Origin of the sequence: Methylobacterium ajmalii, from assembly GCF_016613415.1 — a bacterium.
GTDB lineage: Bacteria > Pseudomonadota > Alphaproteobacteria > Rhizobiales > Beijerinckiaceae > Methylobacterium > Methylobacterium ajmalii.
Genome location: NZ_JACWCT010000164.1, coordinates 24,656 through 44,484, shown reverse-complemented (window position 1 = coordinate 44,484; position 19,829 = coordinate 24,656). Strand labels below are relative to the sequence as shown.

Annotated in this window: 17 protein-coding genes and 1 tRNA gene; 8 read left to right on the top strand and 10 right to left on the bottom strand. The window is 73.2% G+C overall.

The window, feature by feature from the left end; all coding sequences use genetic code 11:
• The first annotated feature begins 11 nt into the window (after positions 1 to 11).
• From paaK to HPY23_RS29330, 3 genes are all read left to right on the top strand, one after another.
• Positions 12 to 1,346 carry a phenylacetate--CoA ligase PaaK gene (gene paaK / locus HPY23_RS29340; protein WP_091888228.1) on the top strand — a complete coding sequence of 445 codons (1,335 nt, stop codon included), beginning with the start codon at positions 12 to 14 and terminating at the stop codon, positions 1,344 to 1,346.
• A 26-nt stretch (positions 1,347 to 1,372) separates the two neighbouring features.
• Positions 1,373 to 2,002, top strand: a complete 630-nt coding sequence (locus HPY23_RS29335) for a TetR/AcrR family transcriptional regulator (RefSeq protein ID WP_048431418.1) — start codon at positions 1,373 to 1,375, stop codon at positions 2,000 to 2,002.
• Positions 2,003 to 2,063: 61 nt separating this feature from the next.
• Positions 2,064 to 2,140, top strand: a tRNA-Arg gene (locus HPY23_RS29330).
• Positions 2,141 to 2,441: 301 nt separating this feature from the next.
• On the opposite strand, the gene HPY23_RS29325 is transcribed toward HPY23_RS29330, so the two are convergent.
• The 7 genes from HPY23_RS29325 to nikA all read right to left on the bottom strand — a co-directional run bounded on the left by HPY23_RS29325 (position 2,442) and on the right by nikA (position 8,368).
• On the bottom strand, positions 2,442 to 2,600 hold the full coding sequence (locus HPY23_RS29325; RefSeq protein WP_089504140.1) for a DUF3309 domain-containing protein: 159 nt from the start codon (positions 2,598 to 2,600) through the stop codon (positions 2,442 to 2,444).
• 376 nt (positions 2,601 to 2,976) lie between these two features.
• Positions 2,977 to 3,438, bottom strand: coding sequence for a nickel-responsive transcriptional regulator NikR (nikR, locus tag HPY23_RS29320; protein ID WP_091888230.1), 462 nt, complete (start codon positions 3,436 to 3,438; stop codon positions 2,977 to 2,979).
• Complete coding sequence (locus HPY23_RS29315) at positions 3,438 to 4,217, bottom strand: ATP-binding cassette domain-containing protein (protein ID WP_091888232.1); 780 nt, start codon at positions 4,215 to 4,217, stop codon at positions 3,438 to 3,440. Before HPY23_RS29315 ends, nikR begins: the two co-directional genes overlap by 1 nt.
• Positions 4,214 to 5,014: an ATP-binding cassette domain-containing protein gene (locus HPY23_RS29310; protein ID WP_091888234.1), complete on the bottom strand. Its 801-nt coding sequence runs from the start codon at positions 5,012 to 5,014 to the stop codon at positions 4,214 to 4,216. Before HPY23_RS29310 ends, HPY23_RS29315 begins: the two co-directional genes overlap by 4 nt.
• Positions 5,011 to 5,883, bottom strand: coding sequence for a nickel ABC transporter permease subunit NikC (nikC, locus tag HPY23_RS29305; protein WP_200601809.1), 873 nt, complete (start codon positions 5,881 to 5,883; stop codon positions 5,011 to 5,013). The genes HPY23_RS29310 and nikC overlap by 4 nt, the downstream gene beginning before the upstream one ends.
• On the bottom strand, positions 5,841 to 6,782 hold the full coding sequence (nikB, locus tag HPY23_RS29300) for a nickel ABC transporter permease subunit NikB (protein ID WP_091888238.1): 942 nt from the start codon (positions 6,780 to 6,782) through the stop codon (positions 5,841 to 5,843). Before nikB ends, nikC begins: the two co-directional genes overlap by 43 nt.
• Positions 6,782 to 8,368, bottom strand: a complete 1,587-nt coding sequence (gene nikA, locus HPY23_RS29295; RefSeq protein ID WP_091888240.1) for a nickel ABC transporter substrate-binding protein — start codon at positions 8,366 to 8,368, stop codon at positions 6,782 to 6,784. Before nikA ends, nikB begins: the two co-directional genes overlap by 1 nt.
• Positions 8,369 to 8,551: 183 nt before the next feature.
• Between nikA and HPY23_RS29290 the strand changes: the two genes are divergently transcribed.
• Positions 8,552 to 9,508 (top strand): ketopantoate reductase family protein, encoded by a 957-nt coding sequence (locus HPY23_RS29290; protein WP_091888242.1) that lies wholly within the window; start codon positions 8,552 to 8,554, stop codon positions 9,506 to 9,508.
• On the opposite strand, the gene HPY23_RS29285 is transcribed toward HPY23_RS29290, so the two are convergent.
• From HPY23_RS29285 to HPY23_RS29270, 3 genes are all read right to left on the bottom strand, one after another.
• Positions 9,509 to 10,393, bottom strand: a complete 885-nt coding sequence (locus tag HPY23_RS29285) for a ribokinase (protein ID WP_091888244.1) — start codon at positions 10,391 to 10,393, stop codon at positions 9,509 to 9,511. It lies immediately after the preceding gene.
• Positions 10,394 to 11,061: 668 nt separating this feature from the next.
• Positions 11,062 to 12,729, bottom strand: a complete 1,668-nt coding sequence (locus HPY23_RS29275; RefSeq protein WP_091888246.1) for a Na/Pi cotransporter family protein — start codon at positions 12,727 to 12,729, stop codon at positions 11,062 to 11,064.
• Between the two features lie 126 nt (positions 12,730 to 12,855).
• Positions 12,856 to 13,551, bottom strand: a complete 696-nt coding sequence (locus HPY23_RS29270) for a hypothetical protein (protein ID WP_091888248.1) — start codon at positions 13,549 to 13,551, stop codon at positions 12,856 to 12,858.
• A gap of 249 nt (positions 13,552 to 13,800) precedes the next feature.
• On the opposite strand from HPY23_RS29270, the gene HPY23_RS29265 reads away from it, so the two are divergent.
• The 4 genes from HPY23_RS29265 to HPY23_RS29250 all read left to right on the top strand — a co-directional run bounded on the left by HPY23_RS29265 (position 13,801) and on the right by HPY23_RS29250 (position 19,824).
• Complete coding sequence (locus tag HPY23_RS29265; protein ID WP_048430904.1) at positions 13,801 to 14,352, top strand: DUF4337 domain-containing protein; 552 nt, start codon at positions 13,801 to 13,803, stop codon at positions 14,350 to 14,352.
• 402 nt (positions 14,353 to 14,754) lie between these two features.
• Positions 14,755 to 15,393: a TetR/AcrR family transcriptional regulator gene (locus HPY23_RS29260; protein ID WP_236012722.1), complete on the top strand. Its 639-nt coding sequence runs from the start codon at positions 14,755 to 14,757 to the stop codon at positions 15,391 to 15,393.
• Positions 15,390 to 16,685, top strand: a complete 1,296-nt coding sequence (locus HPY23_RS29255; RefSeq protein ID WP_091888250.1) for an efflux RND transporter periplasmic adaptor subunit — start codon at positions 15,390 to 15,392, stop codon at positions 16,683 to 16,685. Before HPY23_RS29260 ends, HPY23_RS29255 begins: the two co-directional genes overlap by 4 nt.
• A 4-nt stretch (positions 16,686 to 16,689) precedes the next feature.
• Entirely contained in the window at positions 16,690 to 19,824 is a 3,135-nt protein-coding gene (locus HPY23_RS29250) for an efflux RND transporter permease subunit (protein WP_091888252.1), read from the top strand.
• Positions 19,825 to 19,829: the final 5 nt, after the last annotated feature.

The following is a 19,829-nucleotide window of genomic DNA, read 5'->3' as shown; positions in this document are numbered from 1 at the left end:
GGAGAGACGCCATGCTCCAGATCGCCCCCCGCAAGCTCGCCCGCATGGTACCGGAGGCCTCCGAGCTCGACCGGTTCGAGACCGCCTCGCGGGCGGAGCTCGCCGCCTGGCAGCGCGAGAAGCTGCGCGAGACCCTACACCACGCCTACTCCAACGTGCCGCATTACCGCGCCGCCTTCGACGCCGCCGGCGTGCATCCGCGCGACTTTTCCGACCTTCCCGACCTCGCCCGCTTCCCCTTCACGGCGAAGGCGGATCTGCGGGCGAACTATCCGTTCGGCATGTTCGCGGTGCCGCGGGAGGAGGTGGCGCGCATCCACGCCTCGTCGGGCACCACCGGCAAGCCGACCGTGGTCGGCTACACCAAGGCCGACATCGACACCTGGGCCGACGTGGTGGCGCGCTCGATCCGGGCGGCGGGCGGACGGCCCGGGATGCTGGTCCACGTCGCCTACGGCTACGGGCTGTTCACCGGGGGGCTCGGCGCGCATTACGGCGCCGAGCGGCTGGGCTGCACGGTGATCCCGATGTCGGGCGGCATGACCGAGCGCCAGGTCCAGCTGATCCAGGACTTCAAGCCCGACATCATCATGGTGACGCCGTCCTACATGCTGGCGATCCTCGACGAGTTCCGCCGCCAGGGGCTCGACCCGCGGGCCTCCTCGCTCAAGGTCGGCATCTTCGGGGCCGAGCCCTGGACCAACGCGATGCGCCAGGAAATTGAGGAGGCGTTCGACCTCCACGCCGTCGACATCTACGGCCTGTCCGAGGTGATGGGGCCGGGGGTCGCCAGCGAGTGCGTCGAGACCAAGGACGGGCTCCACATCTGGGAGGACCACTTCTACCCCGAGGTGATCGATCCGCAGACCGGCGTGGTGCTGCCGGACGGGGAGGAGGGCGAGCTGGTCTTCACCTCGCTCACCAAGCAGGCGATGCCGGTGATCCGCTACCGCACCCGCGACCTGACCCGGCTGCTCCCCGGCACCGCCCGGGCGATGCGCCGGATGGAGAAGATCACCGGGCGCTCCGACGACATGATGATCGTGCGCGGGGTCAACGTCTTCCCGAGCCAGATCGAGGAGAAGATCCTGACGATCCCGGCGCTCTCGGCGCATTACCAGGTGGTGCTCTCCCGCGAGGGCCGGATGGACACCATGACGATCCGCGTCGAGGCCCGGCCGGAGGCCGACATCGCGGATCTGCGCGAGGCGGCGGCCGACCGGCTCTGCCAGGCGGTCAAGGACACGATCGGGATCACCGCGACGGTGGACGTGCTGGCGCCCGGCGGCATCGAGCGCTCGCTGGGCAAGGCCCGCCGGGTCGTCGACCGGCGTCCCCGCGAGTAATACGAGACCAGCAGCGACGAGATCTCATGGCCCGCACCCGCGCCACCGACTACGACGACAAGCGCCGGGCGATCCTCGATCGCTCGGCCGAGCTGTTTGCCGCCCACGGCTACGACCGCGCCTCGATGAGCCGGATCGCCGAGGCCTGCGGCGTCTCGAAGGCGAACCTCTACCATTACTACCGCGACAAGGACGAGATCCTGTTCGACGTGATCCGGCTGCATCTCGAGGAGCTGCTGGAAGCCGTCGAGGCCGCCGACCGCCCGGGCCTGCCGCCCGAGGCGCGCCTGCGCGGCCTCGCCGAGGCCCTGCTCGAGGCCTACCGGGACGCCGACGCGCAGCACAAGGTGCAGATCAATCACCTCGGCCTCCTCGCCCCCGAGCGGCAGGCGGAGCTGAAGGCGAGCGAGCGCGAGCTGGTGCGCCTCTTCTCCGAGGCGATCGCCGGGGTGGCGCCCCACCTCGCCGGCACGCCGCTCCTCAAGCCCGTCACCATGTCGTTCTTCGGCATGGTCAACTGGCACTATCTCTGGTTTCGCCCCGGTGCCGGCCTGACCCGGGCGGACTACGCCGACCTCGTGACCCGGCTGATCGCCGAGGGCGCCCGCGGCATCGCCGCCGCGCCGGCCCCCGAGCGCCGCGCCGCCGGCGGGTGACGGCCCGCCCGACTCTCCCGTGGACGACCGGCGAGGCTCCTGCTACCACCGCCGGCGGTCAGGCCCCGTAGCTCAGCTGGATAGAGCAGCCGCCTTCTAAGCGGCAGGTCGCAGGTTCGAGCCCTGCCGGGGTCGCCACTGAAATGCATTGCATGCCAATGAGTTGGCGTCTTTCAAGTATATGCAGACCCGCCCGCCGGAGCAACGGAGCGGAAACGACAGACGCCGAAAGCTAACGATCGGTGCGAAAGATCCCGACCGACCTCCCGAAGGGTGTTCTGCGGACGGTCTTTCCTGTGCTGCCCGACCGGACAGGCGGCGAATGCAAGCCGATCGCCTCACCAACATATCCCGGAACCGTACATCTGGTCCCTGAGGTCCATGCCGACCGGGATCACCCGCCGAGGGTCGAGCCGCGGCGGGTGGTCAACAGGAGACGTCAGATGGTCAGCCGGCCGGTGAGCAGGAGCACGATCAGGATGATGAGGAGGATGCCGCCGATGCCGAGGCCGCCCGTACGGTAGCGGCCGCCACCGTAGAAGCTGCCGCCGCCGCCAAAGAGCAGGATGAGCAGGATGAGGACGATCAGAAGCGTCATGGGCAGCATTCCTTAAAGCCAAGCTGGCTGGCATGAGGAATGCCGGCCGCGCATTTTCGTTCCTTCAGGGCGTAGCGTCCTGCGGCGATGTCGCTTCGCGATGGTGGCTTCGGCGTTTCTCGATCGACCGCGGTGGAGCGGCGCGGATCGTCGCGTCTCAGCCGTCTTCCGCGCAGCGGCCCGACCCCATCGGACTTGGCCGAGGCGCAGACTTCCAGCCGGTCCGAGTTCCGCGTACGTGGCATGCCAGCGGGCTCAATCGAGGTCGGCTTCCGCATCCGATACGGGCCGGAGCCCCGGCCATGTCCTGATCGAGGCGAGCGCCGAGCCGGCTCGATTGGTCCGTTCGCCTCCGCCCCTGGCCCGGCGAAAGGGCTCACGTCCGGATGTGCTCGTGCGGATGCGGCTCCGGGCCGTGGCCGTGGTCGTCGAGCTCGATCCGGGCGGGGATCAGCGAGAGGCTGTCGTGGCGGATGCCGCGCTGGGTCGCGACCTCGTCGGCGAAGGCCAGGATGTCGCGGGCGCGGCCGCGCAGCATCAGCGTGTGCAGGCTGGCATCGTGGTCGAGGGGGGCCTGGACCTGGGCGATCACCAGGTCATGGCGGCGCTGCTGAATCTCGGCGAGGCGCTGGCCGAGGTCGCGCACCCCCGCCTCGGCGACGAAGCCGAAGGTCGCGACGCAAGAGAGGTCGGGATCGAGCTGCCGGCGCGCCTCGGCGAGGCCGCGCCGCAGGAGGTCGCGCATCGCCTCCGAGCGGCCGGCATAGCCGCGCAGCGTCGCGATCCGGTCGACCTCCGCCACGAGGCCGGGATCGAGGGTGACGGTGATCCGTTGCATCAGCGCGCCTCCGCGGGCTCGGCCGGCAGGACGGCGTCGAGAAGTTCGCGCGCCGCCGGATGGGTGAGCGACAGGACCGGCCGGCAGGGCGAGGCATCGACGATCCGCCCGTCACCCAGAACCACGATGCGGTCGGCGAAGCGGCGCGCCAGCCGCACGTCGTGGGTGACGAGCAGGAAGGCCGTGCCGTGCCGGCGGCGCAGGGCCGCGAGCTGGTCGAGGATCTCGACCTGGCGCGGCGCGTCGAGATTCGAGACCGCCTCGTCGAGGACGACGAGGGCCGGCCGGGTGGCGAGCGCCCGGGCGAGGCCGACCCGCTGCACCTGCCCGCCGGAGAGCTGTCCCGGGAGCCGCAGGGCCACGGCGGGGTCGAGGCCGACCGTCGCCAGCACCTCCTCGACCCGCGCCTGCCGCGCGGGGACCGACAGGCCGGTCAGGTGGCGTAGCGGCTCGGCGACGATCCGCCCGACCGCGTGGCGCGGGTTGACCGCCGAGAGCGGGTCCTGAAGCACCATCTGGATCGCGGCCCGGAAGGCCCGCCACCCGGCGCGGTCGAGGCGGGACAGGGGCGTGCCGCGAAACAGCACCTCGCCGGCCTCCGCCGGCTCGAGCCCGAGGAGCAGGCGGGCGAGCGTGCTCTTGCCCGAGCCGCTGCGGCCGATCAGAGCGACGCACTCGCCCTCCCCCAGCGCCAGCTCGATGCCCGCGAGCACCGGGCGGCGGGCGCCGGGCCCCGGATAGGAGTGGCCGAGCCCGCGGGCGGCGAGCAGGGCCGTCATGCCGGCTCCCCGTGCAGGGCCCGGTGGGCGGCGAGCAGCGCCCGCGTCGCCGGCGCGGCCGGCGCTGCGAAGAGCCGCGCGGCGGGACCGGCCTCGACGATCCGCCCGGCCTCCATCACCGCCATCCGGTCGGCGAGGCGGGCGACGACGCCGAGGTCGTGGGTGACGATCAGGAGCCCGAGGCCGCGGGCCCGCACCAGCCCGGCGAGGAGGTCGAGGATGCGCTTCTGGGCGACGAGGTCGAGGTCGGTGGTCGGCTCGTCGGCGACGAGGAAGGGCGCGGCGGACATCAGCGCCAGCGCGATCATTGCCCGTTGCAGCATGCCGCCGGACATCTGGAACGGGTAGAGGCCCGGGATGCGGGAATCGTCGCCGAGCCCGACCGCCGCGAAGGCCTCCGCGGTTGCCGCCCGGGCGGCGGCCCCGCGGAGGTCCGCCACCGCCAAGGTCTCGGCCGCGTGGTCGGCGAGGGTGCGCAGCGGGTTGAAGGCGGTGCGCGGCGCCTGGAGCACGGTCGCGACCGCCCGGCCGCGTAACGCCGCCGGGTCCGCCTCGATGCCGTCGAGGAGGATCCGCCCGCCGCCCTGCCGGGTGCCCGGCGGCAGCACGCCGAGGAGAGCCGCGCAGGCGAGCGACTTGCCCGAGCCGCTGGCGCCGACGAGGGCCAGGACCTCGCCGGTGACGAGATCGAGGCTGGCCTCGCGCACCAGCGGCACCGCCTCGCGGCCGGGCCCGCGCCGGGTTTCGCGCCAAGTCTCGACCGACAGGCCCTCGGCCCGGAGCGTGCGGGCGCTCACAGGCCCCGCTCCGCGGTCAGCGCCGGGTCGAGCCGGTCGCGGAGCGCGTCGCCCAGCCGGTTGAAGGCCAGCACCGCGAGCGCGATGGCGAGGCCCGGCCAGACGACGAGGAGCGGCCGGGTCCAGAAGAAGGCGCGGGCGTCGTTGATCATCACGCCCCATTCCGGCGTCGGCGGCTGCACCCCGAGCCCGAGGAAGGACAGGCCGGCGACGTGGAGCGCCATGTGGCCGATATCGAGGGTGGCGAGCGCGGCGAGCGGCGGCACCACGCCGGGCAGGATGTGCTCGGAGAAGATCGCCCGCCGCGGCGCCCCGGCGATCCGCGCGGCCAGCACGTAGTCGCGGGTCTTCAGCTCCAGGACCAGGCCGCGCACGATCCGCGCGTACCAGGCCCAGTGCGACAGCGCGATCGCCGCCACCACGTTGGCGAGCCCGGTGCCGAGCGCCCCGATCATGAACAGCGCCAGCACGAAGGTCGGCACGGTGAGGAAGACGTCGCAGAGCCGCATCAGGGCCGTGTCGATCCGGCCGCCGAGCATCCCGGCGAGCCCCCCGACCGCGAGGCCGAGGGCGACGACGAGGGTGAGCACCGCCAGCACCGCGCCCAGCGTGGTGCGCGCCCCGGCGACGAGGCGCGAGAGGATGTCGCGGCCGAGATGGTCGGTGCCGAGGGGATGGGGGAGGCTCGCGGGCGCGAAGCGGTGGGCGAGGTCGACCGCCAGGGGGTCGTGCGGCGCCAGCATCGGCCCGAGCAGCGCCAGGAGCAGGAAGACCGCCGCGAGGAGGCCCGCGAGAACGACCGGGGGAGAGGCGGGCACGGCGGGTCTCACGCGGCCTCCCGCCCATGGCGCAGGCGCGGGTCGAGCCAGGCATAGGCCAGGTCGACCGCGAGGTTGCACAGCACGAACACCAGCGTCATCACCAGGGTGAAGCACTGGATCACCGGATAGTCGCGGTCGTAGATCGCCGAGACCGCGTAGCGGCCGACGCCCGGCCAGGAAAAGATCGTCTCGACCACGAGGGCCCCGCCCAGGAGTTCGCCGACATGCATGCCGGTGGCGGTGACGACCGGCACCAGCGCGTTGCGGAAGACGTGCCGGCGGGCCACCGCGCCCTCGGAGAGGCCGCGCAGGCGGGCGTAGAGGACGTGGCGCCCGCGGCCCGCCTCCAGCATGCTCGCCCGCAGGAGCCGGGCATTCACCGAGAGCGACATCAGGCCGATGGCGAGCGCCGGCATCACCAGGTGGGCGGCCCCGCCGCGGCCCATCGCCGGCAGCCAGCCGAGCGTGACCGAGAAGGCGACGACGAGCAGGAAGGCGACCCAGAAGTTCGGCAGCGAGACGCCCAGCACCGCGATCCCCCGCACCAGCCGGTCCTGCCAGCCGTCGCGATGCGCCGCCGCCCAGGCGCCGAGCGGCAGGCTGAGCGCGAGGCTGACGGCGAGCGCCGTGCCGGCGAGCTCGAGCGTCGCCGGCAGGTAGCCGAGGAGCTCCGGCAGCACCGGCCGGCGGGTGGCGTAGGAGAGGCCGAAATCGCCCTGGAGTGCCCGCCACAGCCAGTCGAGGTACTGGACCGGGAAGGGACGGTCGAGGCCGAGCATCGATCGGGCATCGGCGAGCGCCGCGTCGGTGGGCGGCACCTGCGACAGGCGCAGGTAGTCGAGCGCCGGGTCGCCAGGCCCGACCCGCAGCATCACGAAGACGAGGAGCGAGACACCGAGCAGCATCGGCGGGATCAGGGCGATGCGGGCGAGGACGAAGCGCAGCATCAGCGGCCCGGTCCCGGGCGCATCGCCGCGAACGGGATCTCGTTGAGGGTGGCGCCGAAGCGCACGCCGGTCACGGTCGGGCGGTGGACCTCGATCGCCACCGCCGAGGAGATCGGCAGGTAGACCGCCGCCTCGTGCAGGGCCGCGAGGACGCGGCCGGAGAGGCGGCGGCGCTCCTGCGGGTCGGTGGCGGCGAGCGCCGCCGTGATGGTGGCGTCGATCGTCGGCTTGTCGGGCAGGCCCTTCTGCGCCTGGTAGTCGGCGTGGGAGGGCGCCCGCATCGCGCTCAGGAAGGAGGCCGGATCGTAGGGCGGGCCCCAGGTCTCGCCGAAGATCAGGCCGAACCGCCCGTCCTTCTGGCGGGCGAGGATCGCGCTCTCCTCCTCGCCGACGAGCCGCACCGCGATGCCGACCCGGGCGAGGTCGGCCTGGACCACCTCGGCGATGGCCTTCTGCTGGGCGTTGGTGCCGACGAAGGCGAGCTCGACCGCGAGCGGCCGGCCGTCCTTCGCCCGCGCGCCGTCGCGGCCCCGGATCCAGCCGGCCTCGTCGAGGAGCTTGTCCGCCGCCGCCCGGTCGAAGCCGTAGGGGGTGAGGCCGGCATCGGCGTCGGGGACGCCCGGCCCGAACAGGAAGTCGGCCCGGGGTTCGAGCCCGTCGAGGACGGTGCGCACCAGGGTGTCCTTGTCGACCGCCCGGTTGATCGCGCGGCGAACGGCCAGGTCGTCGGTCGGAGCGCGCGCCGAGTTGAGTGCCAGCACCCGGGTGGCGAGCGGCGGCGAGAGCGCGGCCGAGAAGGCCGGCGCCTGGTCGCGCAGGCGCAGGAAGGCTTCCGAGGGAATCAGGCCGGCGGCGCCAGCGATCAGGTCGATCTCGCCGGTCTGCAGGGCGATGGCCCGGGTGTTGGGGTCGGGGATCACCTTGACGACGAGGCGCGCGAAGCCGGGCTTCTCGCCCCAGTAGGCCGGGTTGGCGGCGAACGTGTCCGAGACGCCGAGCCGGGTCTCGACGAGGCGCCAGGGCCCGGTGCCGATCGGCGCCGCGATCCCGTCCGCCGTGGTGCCGCCCGCCTTCATGGCGGCCGAGGAGACGAAGCGGAACGGCCGCGGCAGCGAGAGTTCGTTCAGCGTCGGCGCGTGCGGGGCGTCGAGCACCAGGCGGAAGGCCAGCGGTCCGGTGACCTCGGTGCGGTCGATCCGTCGGACGAGGTCGAGCCAGGCGTGGCGGGCCCGGTTGGCGAGGATCGCGTCGAAATTCGCCTTCACGGCCGGCGCGTCGAAGGGCGTGCCGTCGCTGAAGGTCACGCCGGGGCGCAGGGTGAAATCGTAGGTCCTCCCGTCCGGCGAGACCGTCCAGGCGGTGGCGAGCCAGGGCTCGAGGGTGCCGTCGGCCCGGTACTTCACCAGCGGCTCGTAGACGCTCGCCTGGGCGAACATCTGGTTGGGCGCGTAGAGGTGGGGGTTCAGCGGCCCGACATTGCTCGGCCAGGCCGTGGCGAGCTGCTGGGCGCCGGCCGGGCCGGCATGCAGGGCGGCGAGGGCCAGCAGCGCGGTACGGACCTGGACTAGGATCGCCGGCTTCGACATCGGGCCCCTGGTATGACGAATGCACCGAAACATCCTACGCCGTGATACGACGGCGGGCGCGAATGGCAAGGCCGTGCCCGCCCGCGCGGGCGGGTATCTCGGGGGCCGTCGGTCATGCTCCAATGAGACGGGCGCGCCGGACCGGGCGACGCCCCGAAGGACGACGACAGGGGAGGGGACGCGATGGCGAAGGTCGCGATCGTCGGGTGCGGCGCCATGGGCTCGGTCTACGCGGCGCTGATGGCCTCGGCGGGCCACGAGGTCCACGCGGTCACGCTCTGGGCCGACCACGCCGCGGCGATGCGCGCGCACGGCCTGCGGGTCGAGGGCGCGAGCGGCGACCGCACGGTGCGGCTCGCGAGCGCCGGCACCACCCCGGAGGGGATCGGCCCGTGCGACCTCGTGATCGTCGCGACGAAGGCCTTCGACGTCGCGGCGGCGGCCGCGAGCGCCGCCCCCCTGATCGGCCCCGGGACGGTGGTGCAGACGATCCAGAACGGGCTCGGCTCGCCAGAGGTCGCCGCCGCCGTCATCGACCCCGACCGGATCGCCGTCGGCGTCGTCGGGGGCTTCGGCGCCTCGATGCGCGGGCCGGGCCATGCGCACCACAACGGCCTCGAGATGATCCGCTTCGGCGCCTTTGCGGGACTCTCGCGGGAGCGCCTGGAGGCCTCGGCGGCGATCTGGCAATCGGCCGGCTTCACGGTCAGCCTGTTCGACGATCTCGGCCGGATGGTGTGGGAGAAGCTGATCATGAACGTCACCTTCTCGGGCACCACGACGCTGACGGGCCTCACCATCGGCGAGGTGATGGACGATCCCGATGCCTGGGAGGTCGCGCGGGCCTGCGCCGAGGAGGCGATCGCCATGGCGGCCGCGATGGGCGTGGCGCTGCAGGTCGGCGACCCGATCGCGCACATCCGCCGCCTCGGCGGCAAGATCCCGGCGGCCCGGCCCTCGATGCTGCTCGACCACCGGGCCGGGCGCCGCGGCGAGGTCGAGGCGATCAACGGGTCGATCCCCCGGCTCGGGCGCCGCTGCGGCGTGCCGACCCCGGTCAACGACACGGTGGTGGCGTTGATCAAGGCGCGGGAGACCGCCTTCCCGGTCCAGGCCGACCCCGCGCGGTGCCCGACCTGATCAGGTCCCGAGCGCCCGGTCGGTCTCCTCCCGCCAGGGCAGGCTCGCCTGGCTGCCCCGCCGCCCGCAGGCGAGGGCGGCCGCGACGCTCGCCCGCTCCATCGCGGCGCGGAGCGGCGTGCCGCGGTCGAGGGCCGCGGCGAGCACGCCGACGAAGCAATCTCCCGCCGCCGTGGTGTCGACCGGCTCGACCGCGCGGGCCGGGACGTGCCAGGCGCCGCTCTCCGTCGCTGCCTCCGAGCCGGCCTCCCCGAGGGTGCGCACCACGTCGATGCCGAGCGCGGCGTGGAGGGACGCGGCCTCCGGCGCGCAGCCGAGGCGCGCGGCGGTCGCCTCGGCCTCGTCCTCGTTGACGACGAGGAGGCCGGCGAGCCGCATCGTGTCGAGGTCGAGCGGCAGGGCCGGGGCGAGGTTGAGGATGCTGCGCAGGCCGAGTGCCCGGGCGCGGCGCAGCAAAGCCGTCGTCTCGGCCGGATCGACCTCCATCTGCAGGAGCAGCGACGTCGCCCGGGCGAGGTCGGCATCCGCGACCTGGTCGGCCCGCGTGTGCCCGTTGGCGCCGAGCGCCACCACGATCCGGTTGCGGCCCTGCGCGTCGATCCAGATCGAGGCGCAGCCCGTCGCCGCCGCGACCTCCCGGACCCGGGCGGTGTCGGCGCCGGCCTCGCGCAGGCCCGACAGGGCCACCTCGGCCAGGGCGTCGCTCCCGACCGCGCCGATCATCGCGACCGCAGACCCGTCGCGCGCCGCCGCCACCGCCTGGTTCGCCCCCTTGCCGCCGGCCTGCACGGCGAGGTCGTCGGCCAGCAGGGTCTGGCCGGAGCGCGGGACCTCGGGCAGGCGGAAGATGAGGTCGGCGTTCAGGGAGCCGAAGCAGACGATCACGCAGATTCCCCCTCGGACGATCTTGTCGGACGACCTTGCCGGCATCGCGCCGGCCGGCCGGGCCCGGCGCCGCCGAGAAGTGCCGGCTCGGGGCGATCTCGGCGTCGGACCGGACATGGCCGAGCCGAGGCTCCCTGGTCAAGCGGAGGCCGGAGCCGCGCCGCCGGACGCGTGCATCGCACCGTCGATCCCCGCCCGCCGCAGGGTTGCCGGCCCTCGCCGCCGGGGCGCTATCGAGGCTGGCGGAACCGCGCGTCGGCTCGGCCCTCCGCTCCCGAGGCCGCCCGAGATCCCTTCTCGCCATGCCCGCGCTTCCGCCCGCGCTCAACCTCCGCATCGACCTCGCTCCCGGGATCCGGATCGGGCCGGACAAGATCAACCTGCTCGAGGCGATCGCGGCACGGGGCTCGATCTCGGCGGCGGTCCGGGCGCTCGGGATGTCGTATGCCCGCGCGTGGCTGCTGGTCGACGAGCTGAACCCGGCCTTCGCCGAGCCGGTGGTGGCGGGCCAAGCCGGGGGGCGTCGGGGCGGCGGTGACGCCGCTCGGCGAGCGCTTGGTTGCCAGCTGCCGCGCCGTCGAGCGCGATGCGGCCGAGGCGGCGACGCGGCACCTGGACCGGGGGCACTTGGCCGGGCTGGAGGGGGCGCTGGCGCCGCGCCGAGCCGGTCAGGGAGCTTCGAGGCGGCTGGCGCGCAGCGCCCCCCGGCTCTCCAGGATCGGGTAGGCGGCGCCGGCCACCAGGTGGTCGTTGACCCGCTTCAAGTCGCGCACGAGATCGGGATAGAGGGCGCTCGCCTCGGCCGGCCCCGCCCCGGCGCTCCCGCCGGCCTCGCGCAGGCGGCGGAAATGCGCCTCGGTCGAGCGTGCCTCGAGGTCGCGGAACACCGCCTTCTCGTCGGCGAGCCGCCGGGCGGCGCGGGGATCCTCGGTCAGGAAGGCGGCGCCCGCCGCGCCGAGATTCGCCTGGAGCCGCGCTAGCAGCGCCTCCACCTCCGTCCTGCCCTCGGACGAGAAGGCGAGCCCGCGCTTCAGGCGCTTGGCGGCGTGGGTCATCACGTTGCGCGAGAGGATGTCGCCGGCATGCTCCAGGTTGGTGGTGAAGGCGACGAGCGCCGCGATCCGCCGCTCGTCGTCCTCGCTCAGGGCCTCCGGGTCGAGGCGCACGAGGTAGGCCTTGATCGCGCCGTTGAGCCGGTCGAGGGTGTCGTCCATCCGGCGGATCTCCGTGACCTTGGCCCGGTCGCCGCCGGTCAGCGCCTCGCCGGCGCCGGCCATCATCTCGGCCAGCACGTCGGCCATGCGCAGGGCCTCGCGGCCGGCGGCGCCCAGCGCCACCGGCGGCGTCTCGAGAGCCGCCTCGTCGAGATGGATCGGCCGGCCCGGATCGTGCGCGTCGATCCGCTCCGGCACCAGCCGGCGCAGGAGGGCCGCGAAGGGTCCGAGCAGCGGCAGGAAGACCAGCGCCAGCGCGAGGTTGAAGGCGGTGTGGAAATCCGCCACCGCCCGCGACAGGTCGGGCTGCCAGGTCACCGCGAGCGGCCCGATCAGCCCGAGGCAGGGCAGGGCGACGGCGCAGCCGGCGGCCCGGGTGAGGAGGTTGCCGAGCGCCACCCGGCGCCCCGCCGCCTCGCCGTCCCGGGCCCCCTCCAGCACCGGGTTGAGGGCCGAGCCGAGATTGGCCCCGAGCACCAGCGCCATCCCGGCCTCGAAGGGCAGCACCCCGGCCTGGGTGAAGGACATCACCAGGAGCACGATCGCGACGCTCGAATGCGCCGCCCAGGTCAGCACCGTGCCGAGCATCAGGGCGATCAACCTGTCGGTCGCGACCGCGCCGAGCAGCACGCGCAGGGCCGGCACGTCCTCGTAGGGCGTGATCACCTCGACGAGGCGCGAGAGCGCCATCAGCATCAGCCCGAGCCCGATCGCCGCCCGGCCGAGGTCGCGGGTGCGCGGCTCGGAGCCGCGGCGAAACAGGATCACGCCGACCAGTACCAGGACCGGCGCCACCCGGGCGACGTCGAAGGACAGGACCTGCACGATGAGCGTGGTGCCGATATTGGCGCCGAGCATCACGGCCAGCGCCGGCACCACCGCCACCAGCCCGGCCCCGGCGAAGGAGGCCACCATCAGCCCGGTCGCGGTGCTGCTCTGGAGCAGCGCGGTGACGCCGAGACCCGCCGCCAGCGCCTTCACCCTGTTGCCGAGCGCCACCCCGAGCAGGCGCCGCAGGTGCGGACCGAGCGCGCGCTGCACCCCGGTCTGCACCATGTGGATGCCCCAGAGCAGCAGCGCGACCGCGCCGCACAGGTCGAGCAGGGTCAGGGTGGTGTCCATCCGCGTCGGTCGTCCTCCGTCCGGGTCCAGGCTCTGACATAGGGCGCCGGAGCACCGGGGTTCCTGCCCCCGATGCAAGTCTGCTGCCTGCTCGTGTCTGCTGCCCGCTCACGTCGGCGGAGGATGTCAGGGCCTGGGACAGGCCGGGTCCGCCGGGCGCGGCGCCCGCCGGAAGTCGAGGACCGCGCGGGTGTAGGTCTCGACCACCTCCGAGAAGGGCTGCCGCTCGCCCGTGAACAGCACCGCGCGGTGGCTGAACAGGTGCTCGGGCACCTCGAGCGTGCCGCAGGACGGGGCGGGCGGGGCCGCCTGGTCCCACCCCTCGGGCAGGGGCTGCCAGTGCGGCTCGGACCCGACGGTCTGGCGGGTGGTACCGAGCGCCGAGACCGCCCGGCCGAACGGGGTGTCACTGGTCTCCAGCACCCGGTTCATCTCTGGGGTCAGGCGGGCCGGCACGTACCAGTTGTCGGCCTCCGACAGGACGTGCTCGCCGCAGGCGAGCCGCACCCGGCGGTAGCGCAGGGGCTCGTCGGGGCCGACCGCGAGGCGCTTGCGGGTCTCGGCGGAAGCCGGCTTGTCGACGCCCCGGTCCAGCCGGGCGACGAGGCGCGGCGCTTCGGCCATGCGGTGGGCGCCGCACCAGCCTTCCAGCGTCGCGGTGGCGCTGCGGCTCGCGAGCAGTGTGGCGTTGAGGCTCTGCACCACCGCCACCGCCTCGACGCGGGAGAGATAGGTGTCGGGCCAGTCCGGCCCCGCGGCGCGGGCGGGCGACGCGGCCACGGCGATGGCGAGGAGGAGGGCGGCGGACGGGGTTCGGCGCATGGTCGGGCGTCTCTCGGGATGTCTCTTCGGGGCGTCTCTTCGGGGCCGGCCCTCGCGGCGGGGCCGTGCGGCAGGCCTGCCCGCTCCCGGGCGGCCCTGCAAGCGGGGGCTGGCGCCGCCCGGCGACCCGGCTATGAAGGCGCGGGCGCCGCCGGCTTCATCGATCGGGCGCGCCCCCGGTTCTTCGTCCTGTCGCAGGGTTTCGCCAGACGAGGCCGCGCCTGTCGGATTGGTTCGGGAGAGATGACGATGTCGGGTGGTCACGGGGCGGTGGACAGCTCCAACAAGAAGGTCGCGCTGCTGATCTCGGTGCTCGCGCTGTTTCTCGCCCTCGGCGAGACCCTGGCGAAGAGCGCCCAGACCGATGCGCTCGGCGCCAACGTCGAATCCGCCAACCAGTGGGCGTACTTCCAGGCCCGCACCATCCGCGGCACGGTGCTGAAGACCGCGGGCGAGCAGATCGCGCTGGAGCCGAACGCCTCCCCGGAGGCGGTCAAGAAGCAGATCGAGGAGTGGGCCAAGACCATGGCCCGCTGGGATTCCGATCCGGCCTCCGGCGACGGCCGCAAGGAACTCGCCGCCAAGGCCAAGGCGGCCGAGGCCAAGCGCGACCTCTCGCTCGCCCGCTACCACCATTACGAGCTCGGCTCGGCCGCGTTCCAGATCGGCATCGTGCTGGCCTCGGCCCAGGTGATCACCGGCATCGCCGCGCTCGCCTTCGCGGGCGGGGCACTGGGGATCGCGGGGATCGGCATGCTGGCGATCGGGCTGTTCGCCCCGCACGCGATCCATCTGTTCTGAGGCGGGTGCCGGAGGCCCGGTCGGGCCTCCGAGCGATGATTGTCGCACCCCATGATGTTGTTCCGGGTCCGCGCGGCAGTGCCCGGGATCCGCAAGGGGCACAGTCGAGACGACGACGCGAAAAGTGTCGCCATGTCCTGTCCGGCCCACTCGACTGCATTTTGGATCACGCGCCGCCGCCGCTGACTGACGTTGGGGCGGGATGAGGCGCGCGCGTGATCGATCCGGATTGGACGGTGCGCGGGGCCCGCCCCGTCTCCACTCCGCGGCCCGATCCGCCTGGATGCAGGGGCACGCCCGGTGGCAGCGCTTTCTTATCGTGCTATTATGTCGCGGAAACCTGCGCTTGCCAGCGCGGCGCCCCACCCCGCTAACTGAACCCATCAGTTCAGTTAGGGCTTCATGAGCGACGCCGCACGCCACGCCGATCGCCCGCACATCGCGCACGCCGCCGCCGCGCGCCCGCTCGATCCCGCGCGCCGCCGCCGCATCCTCGAAGCCGGGATGGGGCTTTTCTCGGGCCTGCCCTACGCTGCCGTGCACATGGATGCGGTGGCGGCCGCCGCCGGCGTCGCGAAGCCCACGCTCTACCGCTACTTCTCGACCAAGGAGGCCCTGTTCATCGCCGGCCTCGCCTGGACGCTGGCCGATCTGCGCGAGGCGATCGGGGCGATCCGGGCGGTCGACGCGCCGGCCCGCCTGCGCGCCGCCGTCGCGCTGGTGCTGGAGCGGGTCGGTGCCCTGTCGCCGGCGCTGACCGCGATCGAGGGGCGGGGCGCCGAGTTCGGCGAGCGCAGCCGGCGCGTCCTGCGCGAGGGGTTCGACGGCCTGCGCGGCGCGCTCGCCGACCTGTTGCGGGCGGGCGTCGAGGCCGGCGAGCTCGCCGTCCCGGACGTCGAGCTCGCGGTGCTGATGATCCTCGGCGGCATCCGCATGGCGGTGCACGGCACCGGCCGGCGCGCGCCGGCTTCCGCTGCGGTCGCCGACTTCTTCCTCCACGGCCTCGGCGCGCCGGCGCCGTCCACAGGAGCCCCGCGATGATCCGCCTCGTCCTCCTTCTCCTGGCGCTGGTCGCGGCCGGGGCGGGCTGGCTCGTGCAGCGCCACGGCGGCGACACCCACGCCGCCTGGACCACGGCCCGGACGGCGCTGCCGCCCGACCTCGCCCGCTACCTGCCCGAGCGGCCGCCCGGCGCGGTCCCCGCGCAAGTGCCGTTCGCTGCCCTGACGCCGGCCCCGGCGGCGAGGCCCGCCAACCCGGCCGCCTCGCCCCCCCTGGTGACCACCGTGGCGGCGGGCGTCACCGACCTTGCCCTGACCCGCTCGGCGGTGGGCTGGATCGAGCCGATGGCGAGCGTGGTGGTGCGCCCGCGCATCGACGGCGTCATCACCGAGCAGCTCGCCCGCGACGGCCAGGTGGTGAAGGCGGGCGACGTGCTCTACCGCCTCGACGACCGCGAGCTCCGCGCCCAGATCGCCCGCGACGAGGCGGCGCTCGCCCGCGACCAGGCGACCCAGGTCCGCACCCAGAACGACGTGCGCCGCGTCGGCGAACTGCTCTCCCGCTCCTCCGCCTCGCAGGCGCAGTTCGACGTCGCCTCCGCCGAGGCCAAGGTGGCGGCGGCGAACGTCGCGGCCTCCCAGGCCGCGATCGACGCCGACAAGGTCCGGCTCGACTACACCGTCGTGCGCGCGCCGATCTCCGGCCGCCTCGGCCGGGTCCTGGTGACCACCGGCAACCTCGTGAAGGGCAACGAATCGGCCGGCACCGGCCTCGTCACCATCACGCAGATGCGGCCGCTCCGCGCCACCTTCTCGCTGCCCGAGCGCGACCTCGACGGCTTGCGCGCGGCGCTCGCGCGGCCCGGCACCGCCCCGGTCCGGGTCTTCTCCAGCGGCGGCGAGGCGGTGCTGGCGGTGGGCCGGCTCTCCTTCGTCGATTCGAGCGTCGACCAGGCCTCCGGCACCGTCACCGCCTGGGCCTTCTTCCCCAACGAGGACGACCGGCTCTGGCCCGGCCAGTACGTGCGGGTCGAGGTCGATCTCGGCTCGCGGCCCGGCACCGTGACGGTGCCGCAGGCCGCGGTGCAGCCGGGCCAGGAGGGCAGCTTCGTCTGGGTGGTGCGGCCCGACCGCACCGTGGAGCGCCGCACCGTCGAGGTCATCACCTCCCGCGACGGCCGAGCCGCCCTGAGCCTGGGCCTGCGCCCCGGCGAGCGGGTGGTGGTCGAGGGCCAGTTCCGGGTCCGCCCGGGCCTGCCCGTCAGCGAGCGCCAGCAGGACGCCGCCGAGGCCCAAGCGTCCGTTCCCGGCACCCCCACGCGGATCGAGTGACCCGATGAATCTCTCGGCCCCGTTCATCCGCCGGCCCGTCGCCACGATCCTGCTGTCGATCGCGCTGACGCTGTCGGGGCTGTTCGCCTACCGCTTCCTGCCGGTCGCGGCCCTGCCGACCGTGGACTTTCCGACCATCTCGGTCACCGCGCAGCTCCCCGGCGCCTCGCCGGAATCGATGGCGGCCTCGGTGGCGACGCCCTTGATCAAGGAGTTCTCCACGATCCCGTCGATCGCCACGATCTCGGCGACGAACTACCAGGGCTTCACCTCGATCACCGTCGAGTTCGAGCTGTCGCGCAACATCGACCAGGCCGCCGCCGACGTGCAGGCGGCGATCACCCGGACCCTGCGCCGGCTGCCGATCGAGCTGACCATCCCGCCGAGCTTCCGCAAGCTCAACCCCGCCGACGCGCCGGTGATCCTGCTTGCTCTGTCGAGCGAGACGACGCCGCTGCCGACGCTCGACGCCTTCGCCCAGACGGTGATCTCGCCCTCGCTCTCGACCATCACGGGCGTGGGCCAGGTGCTGGTCTACGGCAGCCAGAAATTCGCCGTGCGGGTCCAGCTCGATCCCAACGTGCTCGCGGCCCGCGGCATCGGCGTCGACGAGGTGCAGGCGGGTATCCAGAACGCCAACACCTCGACCCCGGTCGGCGTGGTCGAGGGGAGAGGGCAGAATCTCACCATCCAGACCAACACCCAGTTGATGAACGCCGATGCGTTCCGCGACGTGATCGTGGCGGTCCGCAACGGCCGGCCGGTGCGACTCGGCGAGGTCGCCCGCGTCATCGATTCGGTCGAGAACAACCGCATCGCCTCGTGGAAGGACGGCACCCGCGCCCTGGTGCTGGCCGTTCAGCGCCAGCCGGACGCCAACACGGTCGACGTCGTCGACCGTGTCCGGGCGATGCTGCCGAAGTTCCAGGAGCAGCTGGGCGCGAGCGGCACCATCGACGTCGTCAACGACCGCTCGGTGTCGATCCGCGAGGCGGTGCACGACGTCCAGTTCACGCTGGTGCTGACCATCGTGCTCGTCGTGGCCGTGATCTACCTCTTCCTCGGCCGGCTCGCCGCGACGCTGATCCCCTCGGTGGCGGTGCCGATCTCGATCATCGCCACCTTCGGGGCGATGTATCTTCTCGGCTACTCGATCGACAACATCTCGCTGCTGGGCCTCACCCTGGCGGTCGGCCTCGTCGTCGACGACGCGATCGTGATGCTGGAGAACATCGTCCGGCACGTCGAGGAGGGGATGAAGCCGTTCGAGGCGGCGCTGAAGGGCGCGGGCGAGATCGGCTTCACCATCCTGTCGATCACCATCTCGCTCGTCGCGGTGTTCATCCCCGTGCTGCTGATGGGCGGCGTCGTCGGGCGCATCTTCAACGAGTTCGCCATCGTGGTGACGATCGCGATCATCGCCTCGGCGGTGATCTCGCTGACGCTCACCCCGATGCTCGCCGCCCGCCTGCCGGCCGATGCCGCCGGGCACGGCCAGAAGAAGAACCTGTTCGAGCGCGGCTTTGCCCGCATCCAGGCCTGGTACGAGCGCGGCGTCGATCTCTGCCTGCGCTGGCCCTTCGCGGTGCTGATGGTGTTTTTCGCCTCCGTCGCGCTCACCGCCTGGATGTTCGTCGTCATCCCGAAGGGCTTCTTCCCGTCCGAGGATATCGGCCAGCTCCAGATCGCGACGGAGGCCGGCCAGGACGTGTCCTTCGACGCGATGAGCGCGCTCCAGCACGAGGCCGAGGTGATCCTCGCCCGCCATCCGGCGGTGGCCCACGTCGTGAGTCGCGCCGGCTCGAACGGGTTCTCCGGCACGCTCAACCAGGGCTCGTTCTTCGTCGAGCTCAAGGACCGCGACCAGCGCCCGCCGCTGCCCAAGACCATCGCGGAGCTGCGCCAGCAGCTTGCCGCGGTGCCGGGCCTGACCGCGTTCATCACGCCGGTGCAGAACCTGCGCCTCGGCGGGCGCCAGTCGAAGAGCCAGTATCAGTACGTCGTGCAGGGCCTCGACCGGCCGGGGCTCGAGCGCTGGTCCGAGCGGCTGACCGAGGCCCTGGCGAAGGACCGCGCCATCTTCGCGGGCGTCACCAGCGACCTGCAGAACGCCGCGCTCCAGGCCAAGGTCACGGTTGACACCGACAAGGCGCAGGCGCTCGGCATCACCTCCGACCAGATCCGCCAGACCCTCTATACCGGCTTCGGCACCCGCCAGGTCTCGACCATCTACGGCACCGCCGACAGCTACCAGGTCATCACCGAATTCGACCCGCGCCTGAACTGGACCGCCGACCGCCTCGACGAGATCCGCCTGCGCGCGACCAACGGCAAGCTCGTCCCGCTCTCGGCGGTGGCGGGCATCACCCGGGTGCCGGGCCCGCTCTCGATCAACCAGCTCGGCCTCCTGCCGGCGGTGACGATCTCGTTCGACCTCGCCCCCGGCGTGGCGCTCGGCCAGGCGGTCAACCGCATCGCCGAGATCAAGGACTCGCTCGGGGTACCCGGCACCATCACGACGACGTTCGCTGGCACCGCCCAGGTGTTCCAGGACGCGCTGGCCAACCAGGGCCTGCTGCTGGCCGCGGCCGTCATCACGATCTACCTCGTGCTCGGCATCCTGTACGAGAGCTTCATCCACCCGCTCACCATCCTCACCGGCCTGCCGGCGGCGGCGATCGGGGCGCTGGGGGCCCTCCAGCTCTACGGGATGGACCTCTCGGTCATCGCGATCATCGGCGTGCTCATGCTGATCGGCATCGTGAAGAAGAACGCCATCATGATGATCGACGTCGCCCTGGTGCTCCAGCGCGAGAAGGGCTGGAGCCCGGCGGCGGCGATCCGCGAGGCCTGCGGCTTACGCTTCCGGCCGATCATGATGACGACGGCCGCCGCCGTGATGGGCACCCTGCCGATCGCCATCGGGCACGGCGCCAGCGCCGAATTGCGCCAGCCGCTGGGCGTCGCGGTGGTGGGCGGGTTGCTGGTCTCCCAGCTCCTCACCCTGTTCATCACGCCGGTGCTCTATCTCTACATGGACCGGCTCGGGACGGGCGTGACCCGGACGGTCCTCGCCCTGCGCCGCGGCCGCCGGGCGGCGCCGGCCGACGAGGCGGAGGGGCGGCTGCCGGCGGAGTGAGCCGG

Coding starts and splice junctions, on each gene's coding strand:
- nikB (WP_091888238.1), bottom strand. CDS start 6,782: ATGCTGCGCTTCGTCCTCGCCCGCATCGCCCTGATCCCGCCGATGCTG.
- HPY23_RS29335 (WP_048431418.1), top strand. CDS start 1,373: ATGGCCCGCACCCGCGCCACCGACTACGACGACAAGCGCCGGGCGATC.
- HPY23_RS29265 (WP_048430904.1), top strand. CDS start 13,801: ATGTCGGGTGGTCACGGGGCGGTGGACAGCTCCAACAAGAAGGTCGCG.
- HPY23_RS29255 (WP_091888250.1), top strand. CDS start 15,390: ATGATCCGCCTCGTCCTCCTTCTCCTGGCGCTGGTCGCGGCCGGGGCG.
- HPY23_RS29260 (WP_236012722.1), top strand. CDS start 14,755: ATGAGCGACGCCGCACGCCACGCCGATCGCCCGCACATCGCGCACGCC.
- paaK (WP_091888228.1), top strand. CDS start 12: ATGCTCCAGATCGCCCCCCGCAAGCTCGCCCGCATGGTACCGGAGGCC.
- HPY23_RS29275 (WP_091888246.1), bottom strand. CDS start 12,729: ATGGACACCACCCTGACCCTGCTCGACCTGTGCGGCGCGGTCGCGCTG.
- HPY23_RS29290 (WP_091888242.1), top strand. CDS start 8,552: ATGGCGAAGGTCGCGATCGTCGGGTGCGGCGCCATGGGCTCGGTCTAC.
- HPY23_RS29315 (WP_091888232.1), bottom strand. CDS start 4,217: ATGACGGCCCTGCTCGCCGCCCGCGGGCTCGGCCACTCCTATCCGGGG.
- HPY23_RS29250 (WP_091888252.1), top strand. CDS start 16,690: ATGAATCTCTCGGCCCCGTTCATCCGCCGGCCCGTCGCCACGATCCTG.
- nikA (WP_091888240.1), bottom strand. CDS start 8,368: ATGTCGAAGCCGGCGATCCTAGTCCAGGTCCGTACCGCGCTGCTGGCC.
- HPY23_RS29325 (WP_089504140.1), bottom strand. CDS start 2,600: ATGACGCTTCTGATCGTCCTCATCCTGCTCATCCTGCTCTTTGGCGGC.
- HPY23_RS29270 (WP_091888248.1), bottom strand. CDS start 13,551: ATGCGCCGAACCCCGTCCGCCGCCCTCCTCCTCGCCATCGCCGTGGCC.
- nikR (WP_091888230.1), bottom strand. CDS start 3,438: ATGCAACGGATCACCGTCACCCTCGATCCCGGCCTCGTGGCGGAGGTC.